Origin of the sequence: Clostridioides sp. ZZV14-6387 (assembly GCF_020657835.1) — a bacterium.
In the GTDB taxonomy this organism is placed as follows: Bacteria; Bacillota; Clostridia; order Peptostreptococcales; family Peptostreptococcaceae; genus Clostridioides; species Clostridioides difficile_A.
Map to the genome: position 1 here is coordinate 20,001 of NZ_JAGWCW010000040.1, position 8,090 is coordinate 28,090.

General features: G+C 31.4%; 6 protein-coding genes and 1 pseudogene. All 7 read right to left on the bottom strand.

Annotated features, from left to right (window positions below; genetic code table 11):
- Positions 1-23 precede the first annotated feature (23 nt).
- Positions 24-1,337: an amidohydrolase family protein gene (locus KGF38_RS18475; protein ID WP_074178239.1), complete on the bottom strand. Its 1,314-nt coding sequence runs from the start codon at positions 1,335-1,337 to the stop codon at positions 24-26.
- On the bottom strand, positions 1,338-3,629 hold the full coding sequence (locus KGF38_RS18480) for a xanthine dehydrogenase family protein molybdopterin-binding subunit (RefSeq protein ID WP_054276880.1): 2,292 nt from the start codon (positions 3,627-3,629) through the stop codon (positions 1,338-1,340).
- Positions 3,619-4,413: an FAD binding domain-containing protein gene (locus tag KGF38_RS18485; protein ID WP_054270535.1), complete on the bottom strand. Its 795-nt coding sequence runs from the start codon at positions 4,411-4,413 to the stop codon at positions 3,619-3,621. The genes KGF38_RS18480 and KGF38_RS18485 overlap by 11 nt, the downstream gene beginning before the upstream one ends.
- 38 nt (positions 4,414-4,451) lie before the next feature.
- Positions 4,452-4,898: a (2Fe-2S)-binding protein gene (locus KGF38_RS18490; RefSeq protein WP_009890210.1), complete on the bottom strand. Its 447-nt coding sequence runs from the start codon at positions 4,896-4,898 to the stop codon at positions 4,452-4,454.
- A gap of 73 nt (positions 4,899-4,971) precedes the next feature.
- Positions 4,972-6,378 (bottom strand): amidohydrolase family protein, encoded by a 1,407-nt coding sequence (locus KGF38_RS18495; RefSeq protein WP_054270537.1) that lies wholly within the window; start codon positions 6,376-6,378, stop codon positions 4,972-4,974.
- Between the two features lie 17 nt (positions 6,379-6,395).
- The gene (hydA, locus tag KGF38_RS18500; protein WP_074178240.1) at positions 6,396-7,766 is read right to left on the bottom strand and encodes a dihydropyrimidinase; all 1,371 of its coding nucleotides are present in this window, start codon (positions 7,764-7,766) and stop codon (positions 6,396-6,398) included.
- 96 nt (positions 7,767-7,862) lie between these two features.
- Positions 7,863-8,090 (bottom strand): annotated as a pseudogene (locus KGF38_RS18505) (YgeY family selenium metabolism-linked hydrolase); the annotation flags it as partial.

Below are 8,090 nucleotides of genomic sequence, written 5' to 3' on the forward strand. Positions count from 1 at the left end.
ACATTGATTTATATTTACATTCATTAAAATTTCCAAAATTCACAAGCAACTTCTTTCATCTCTTTAACAATAGCTTTTTTATCTAAATCAACTAATTGTTTTTCTTTTAAAATATGTCTACCATCTATGTATACATTTGATATAAATTCTTTTTTACCTTGTACTACTATCTGGTCAAATATGTTATCAAGAGTTACAGGAGTTTTGAATTCATCTTCCATAACTATTATATCAGCCTTATTGCCAGCTACTATTTTACCAGATTTTTGAAGACCTAGTGCATGAGCACCATACTCTGTTGCCATTTTAAAGACCATATTTGCTGGCATTACAGATGCATCTTCTTCGACTGATTTGTGCATTAAGAATGCACCTCTCATAACTTCAAAAAAATCATTTATATATCCATCTGTACCAAGTGCTACTTTTATACCTTTTTTAATCATTTTTGGTACTGGAGAAAAACCTCCACCTACTTCGCAGTTGCTAAGAGGCATATGAACCACTTTTACTCCTTTTTCTTTTAATATCTCTATCTCTTCATCATTTACTTTTACACACTGAGAAGCTAATACAGTTTCATCCAATATCTCTAAATCATTATAGTATTCAACAGCTTTTTTACCAAAATGTTTTTCAGCATAGTTTGGTTCATATATACTCTCACATAAATGGAATTGCATTGGCGCATCTAATTTCTTTGCATCTTCTTTAGCTTGCTTAATAAATTTATCTGAACATGTAAAACTTGTATGAGTACACATTATTCCATTTATTAATTTACTATTTTCTCTACTCCACTTTATCAAATTAGAATTTTCATCTAAACATCTAAGCCCATTTTCATAACTTATTCTCTCGCAACTTTCTAGGGATAAAACCGCTTTCATCCCTATCTCTTCTAATATTTTACCTTGCTCAATTAAAGTTCCTACCTCTGTATTTGGAGCCTCTAGAGTATCACAAAAAGCTACTACACCAGATTCTATAAGCTCTATTGCTGATGCTTTAGTTGTTGCCTTTACTTCTTTTAATCCTATTCTGTTTTCTATAAATGGCCACCAATAATCATTTAAAAAACCTTCAAAATCAGTAAAATGTACGTTTGCAGGTATTCCTCTAGAAAGCACTCCATATTGGTGCATATGACCATTAATGAATCCTGGCATTACTATAGCATCCGATTTATCTATTATTCGTTCAATATTTTTGTACTTTATTTCAACTTCTTCATTTGGTAATATATCTTTTATAATGTCATTTTCTACTACAACAGCATAATTTGTATATATTTCATCAGCAGAAGATATTAAGTATTTACTTTTTATAGCAATCATTTATTTTCCCCCCTGATTTAATTTTTTCATAGCCATATAAACTTTCTCAGAAGTTATAGGAAGTTCTCTTACACGAACTCCAGTAGCATTATATATTGCATTTGCTATTGCTGGTGCTGGTGTATGAATAACTATTTCCCCTAAAGATTTAGCTCCATATGGACCTGTTGGATCATAACTATCTACAAAATCAACAAATATATTTCCTATATCTTTTTTTGTTGGAACTTTGTATTGTAATAAATTAGAAGTCTGAAGCTTTCCATCAGAACCATGTCTAGGGTCTTCATACATTGCAAGCCCTATACCTTGAGTTACACCACCTTCAACTTGTATTCTAGCAAGTGCAGGATTCATAACTGTACCACAATCAGTAGAACAGGCATAATTTATTACTTTAAACTCACCTGTCGTTTTGTCTAACTCAATTTCAGCAAATCCTGCTAAGAATGGTTTCGCACTCTCTTGTATTCCATATGATTCAGATGAATATAAAACCTCTTGATTTCCACCACCAACAGATTCTCTTCCTAATTCACTTAACAATACAAACTTATCTACATCTTCACTATAGCAAACTCTATCCTCATATAGTATTAAATCATCTATTGGTAAATCTAGTTTCTTCTGTGCTACTTTTAATATCTTTTGTTTTAAACTTTCAGCAGATTTTATTGTAGCATTTCCAGTTACATAAGTAGTACAAGAAGCATATGCACCAGTATCATATGGACACATATCTGTATCTCCTGTATAAACAGAAATTCTATCAATAGATGTATTCAATGCTTTTGCAGCTATTTGAGCAAGTATTGTGTCAGAACCAGTTCCTAAGTCTGAAGACCCAGAAAACAACTTATAAGTTCCATCTTCATCCATTCTCATATTTACTATTGCCATATCTATGTTAGCTATACCAGAACCATGAGTTCCCACAGACATTCCAACAGCTCTTACTTTATTGTTTCCAATCTCTCTGACAGGATATTTTTCATCCCATCCAATAAGTTTCTTTCCTCTAATTATACATTCATCAAGTGCACAACTTCTGATTGGAAAATTCATTATTCCGCCTTCAGTTTGCTTTTTTATAATATTTTTCAATTTTATTTCTGTTGGGTCCATATTAAGTTTATGTGCTAATTCATCGATTGCACAATCAAGTGCGAATGTACCTTGTGTTGCTCCGTATCCTCTTAATGCTCCCCCTGGAACTAAATTAGTATACACAGTTCTTCCATCAAATTTTATTGCAGGTACATTGTTATATGTTGGAAGTACATTATGCCCTGATTCAGAACAAACTGAAGGTCCATTATCTCCATAAGCACCTGTATTGTTCAAGGCTTTCATATCTATAGCTTTTATATTTCCTTCTTTATCTGACCCAATCTTTATATCAAAAAACATCTGATGTCTAGTATTAGTCATTGCAAAAGTTTCTTCTCTAGTATAAATAAGCTTTGCTGGTCTTTTTGTCATCCAAGTCACAAATGATGCATATATCTCCGTTACAGCTATATTTTTTCCACCAAAACCTCCACCTATTCTTGGTTTTATTACTCTCACTTTTGAAAGAGGTATTCCCAATGCTCTAGAAACCTGTCTTCTCATATGATAAGCTGATTGATTTGCAGAAGTTACTACTAATCTACCATTCGTATCTATATACGTATAAGCTCTATGAGTTTCCATCATACAATGGGCTTGTGATTGAGTCATATAAGAATGTTCTACTATTACATCACTTTCTTTAAACTCTTTTTCTACATCCCCTTTACCCATTTTTTCTCTTGATACAATGTTTTTTGTAGCATCTAATCCAAAATCAAATGGACAAAACAAATCATCTTCTTCATGGATTAAGGTTTTATTTCCTTCTGATTCTCTTGCATCCAATATAGGAGTCATTACTTCATATTCTACTTTTATAAGTTTCATAGCTTTAATAGCAGACCTTTCATCTTCAGCAGCTATTATAGCAACCTCATCTCCTACATATCTAACTATATCTTCAAGTATTAATTGGTCATGAGGTGAGGCTTCTGGATATGATTCACCAACCATTGAATATCTATAATTTGGCACATCTTTGTAAGTGAATATATCTACTACACCTTTTACTTTTAATGCATTTTTTATATCGATGTTTTTTATCTTTGCAAAAGCATGTGGACTTCTAAGAAGTTTAATAGTCAAAACATCTTTATGAAAGATTAAATCTTCTGTATATATTGGTTTTCCAGTAATAATGGCTTCACTATCTATTTTTCTTACTTCTTTATTTACCATCACACTCACCTCCAATACTATTATACATTCTTACTACTAAAGCTTTTGCCATGTCTTTTCTATACTCTTTACTTCCTCTTATATTGCTTCCAAATGAAAGTTCTTCACTTGATACTTCTCCAGCTTTTTCTATATCATTTTCTAAGCTTAATATTTCACTTGCTTTATAGGCAATTTTTGCTCTTCTTGGTCTAGCTCCTATTGCAATTTTATAAGTACTTCCTTCTTTTAACATTGCTCCATTTAATACTGCAAAATCACCTGTACATTTTCTTATAGAATCAAATACACCTATAGCATCTTTTTTAGGTAATATAATTTCTATTAATATATCTTTTTCAAGCTCACTTTCTAAAAAATCAGCTAAGTTCATAACCCCTTTTTTATATAACCTAACCTTTGCATCTACTACTAGTAATGAAGGTATTAAATCTGAAAATCCATACTTAGCAAATACGCTAGCTCCTACTCTAGCTCCACTTCTAAATTGAACTCCTACTATATTAGAAACAGCATTTGAAATTACTCCATTACAGTAATTTTTAATAACCTTATTTAATTCTAAAGTTCTTAAACTTGTATCTGCTCCAATTAATATGCTATCATCAGTTTCATTTATATAATCCAAAGCCAAGTCTTTTAAATCTATTGCTGAACCAATATTTTTATTACCTAACTTTAAAAATCCGCAGCCTCCAAGTATTATGTTATTTTTTCTTGATATTAGCAGTTCATAAGCTTCATCTAAACTTTTTGGAACTACATATTCCTTTATAGTTATCATATTCTCTCCCCATATCAATTTAATTTTCACTTAAAAACTTAAGTGTTCAAATATTTATGTATTGCTCTTAATTGACCTTTATATCCTGTGCATCTACAAAGGTTGCCATTTACATAATCTATAACTTCTTCTTCAGTTGGATTTTGAAGTTCTCTTTTCATAGCCAAAACCATCATTATAAATCCAGGAGCACAAAATCCACATTGGTCAGCTCCTTCATCTGCAAGAAAATCCCCAAATTTCTTTGCTTCATCCAAAACACCTTCAAGCGTTGTTATATGTTGACCATCTACTCTTGCAGTAAGATAGTTGCAAGAAAGTACTGCCTTGTCATTCACCATTACTGTACATAGTCCACATGAACCTGTATCGCATCCTTTTTTAACACTTACATACCCATTTTCTCTTAGTGTATCTGCTAAAAAATCATCTGGTCTTATACTTAATTCTTTTTCTTTATTATTTATGGTACATTTGATAATCAAATAAATCACCTCAAAACTCATATTTTTAAGCCAAAGTTTTTATTCTACTTCTTTATGAATAAAATCAAACTTATTAATAAAGGCTATTCCATTTATGACCTTCCATTCTATTCTTTATAGTTCCTCTTACACAAAGTCTCTCAGCTGTATCTTGAGCATCTTTTAATGCTTTCTCTTCATTAGCTGTTAATATTTTTGAATCTTCCATTATTATATTTCCATCTACTATAACTCCCTCTATATTTTTCATACTAGAAGAATATACTAATGTAGATACTGGATTATGCATAGGTATTGCTTTTGGTGAAAGCATTGGATTAAATATTAGTAAATCTGCTTTCTTACCTATTTCTAATGACCCTATCTCATCTTCCATTCCAATAGCTCTTGCCCCATCTATAGTTGCTAACTCAAGAACTTTTTCTGCTGACATTGCTAATGGATCACACTTATTAACTTTATGTTGAAGTGCTGTTAATTTCATAAGTTCAAGCATATCTTGAGAGTTATTACTAGCAGCTCCATCTACTCCTAAACTAACTGTTATTCCTTTTTTAAGCATTTCTGGTACTGGTGCAACACCTGAAGATAAGTACATATTGCTTGCTGTATTATGAGATACTTTCATGTCATATTTTTTAGTAAGTTCCATATCTTTTTCAGTTAAATACACACAATGTACCATAAGTACATTTGGTCCAAGTATTCCTAATTTTTCTAAAACATCTATGTCATATTGCCCATGCAATTCTTTTGCAGCTTCTCTATCAAAAGGAGTTTCTGATATGTGTACTGTAAATAAAGCATCATCATATTCTTTTACTACTCTCCATAGCATCTCAAGCATTTCTTGAGAATTTGACCATATTGCTGCGGGAGCTACTCCTATTTTGATTCTTCCATTTTCTGTATTATGGTGTTTTTCAAATAATCTTCTTACATCTTTTTCAACCGTTTCTACATCTTGCATTATTCCAGGATGAACTCCAAATTGAGCACCTGTATTCATACATCCTCTTCCAAGTATTCCTCTTATTCCTAATTCTTTATAAGCATCTATTATTCCATCGCAAAGACCTGGTTTACTGTGAGGATACATATAGTCAACCATAGTTGTTATACCACTTCTAAGTCCTTCAATACATCCAAGCATTGCAGCATCATAAGTATCTTTTGGTTCTAAATAGTTAGCTGCTGGAAAAGTCATAGTTTCTAACCAGTCTTTAAGTACCATATCATCTCCCAATCCTTTTAATAAAGTCTGGAATAAGTGATTATGTGTATTTATAAAACCTGGGAATAGAACTTTACCCTTAGCATCTATTACCTTTTTAACATCTGTATATTTACTTTCTATTTCCTTAGAATTCCCAATATCAGCAATCTTGTTATCCTTTACTACTAACGCCCCATCAAAAATAACTTCTCTCTCTTTATTTACAGTTACTATTATGGCATTCTTAATAAGTATATCCATCATTCTTATTTCCCCCCGCATTATTTAGTAATTTTTCTTTTAATGTATTGACCCATTGCTTGTTCTTTAATATTACAACTTTGTACTACATGGTTTCCTCTCAAAAACACATCTTCTACTTTACATTTGATATTAAACCCCTCATATGGAGTATAATCTACATTTTGTTTTTGAGTTTGATAGCTAATTGTTTCTTCTTTATCAGTATTCAAAATAACTATATCTGCATCACTTCCTACAGCTATTTCGCCTTTTTTAGGATACATCCCAAATATTTTTGCAGCATTTGTTGAAGTGACTTCTACAAATTTATTTGCACTTATCTTATTTTCTAAAACTCCATATGTATATAAAAGAGATAACCTATGTTCAACACCAGGAGCCCCATTTGGTATCTTACTAAAATCATTAATTCCCAAATCTTTTTGACCCTTAAAATTAAACGAACAATGGTCGGTACCAACTGTTTGTATGTCTCCATTAGCTAAACCTTCCCAAAGGTAACTTATATCTTCTTTTTTTCTTAAAGGAGGAGACATTACATATTTAGCACCCTCAAATTCAGCCTTATCATATAAATCATCTTCTAATAGTAGATACTGTGGACATGTTTCTACTATCATATCTATATTTTTTTCTCTAGCAATTTTCACAGTCTCAAGTGACTCTTTACAACTTAAATGAACTACATAGGATTTTGAGTTTGATAATTTAGTTATATCAGCAAGTCTTGAAACAGATTCTTTTTCAACTATATTAGGTCTAGTAAGCGGATGATATTTGGGTTCTAAATTACCATTTTGTATGTTTTCTTCTATCAATACATCTAGTAAATCACCATTTTCACAATGAAATTCAACTATACAACCTAAGTCTTTAGCTTTCTTTAAAACTTTGTATATAGTTCCATCATCTACTTTCATGCCATCATATGCCATATACATCTTAAAAGATACTATTCCATCTGAAATAAGCTTTTCCATATGAGCAAATGTATCTTTATCCAGACATGTAATTGTCATATGAAATCCATAATCACAATAACAATTTCCACTTGCTTTTTTATGATATGTTTCTACCCCTTGCAGCAGATTTTCACCTTCACTAGCTTCTGCAAAATCTAGTATAGTGGTAGTTCCTCCAGCTATAGCTGCTCTTGTTCCTGTTTCAAAATTGTCAGCAGTAATAATAGAACCTGCATTCATATCAAAATGAGTATGTGTATCTATCCCTCCAGGAATTACAATTCTCCCTGTAGCATCAATAACCTTATCATCATTTATTTCTAGATTATTTCCTATTTCAACTATTTTCTCATCTTCTATCCTTAAATCACTTATATAAGTTTTATCAGAGGTAATTATAGTTCCACCTCTTAGTATTGTTCCCATATATACCTCCTAACTTTTAAGCTTTAAAGTATTATCTAAAGGTGCTATATTAAGCACCTCTAGACTATATTTAAATAATTTATTGTGAACTAAATATTATTTTCCATATACAGATTTTAATATTCCATAGTAGCCTTCTGTTCCTATAAATAATTGTTCTTGCTCAATATATTCATCTATTGTATGAGCAAGATTTTCTTTAGAAGGACCAAATCCTATTGTCTTTATTCCAGCTTCACCTGCATAGTGGCTTCCATTTGTACAGAATGAGTATTGAGTTATTTCTGAATCTATTCCAGCTTCTTTTAATCCTTTATATGCTGC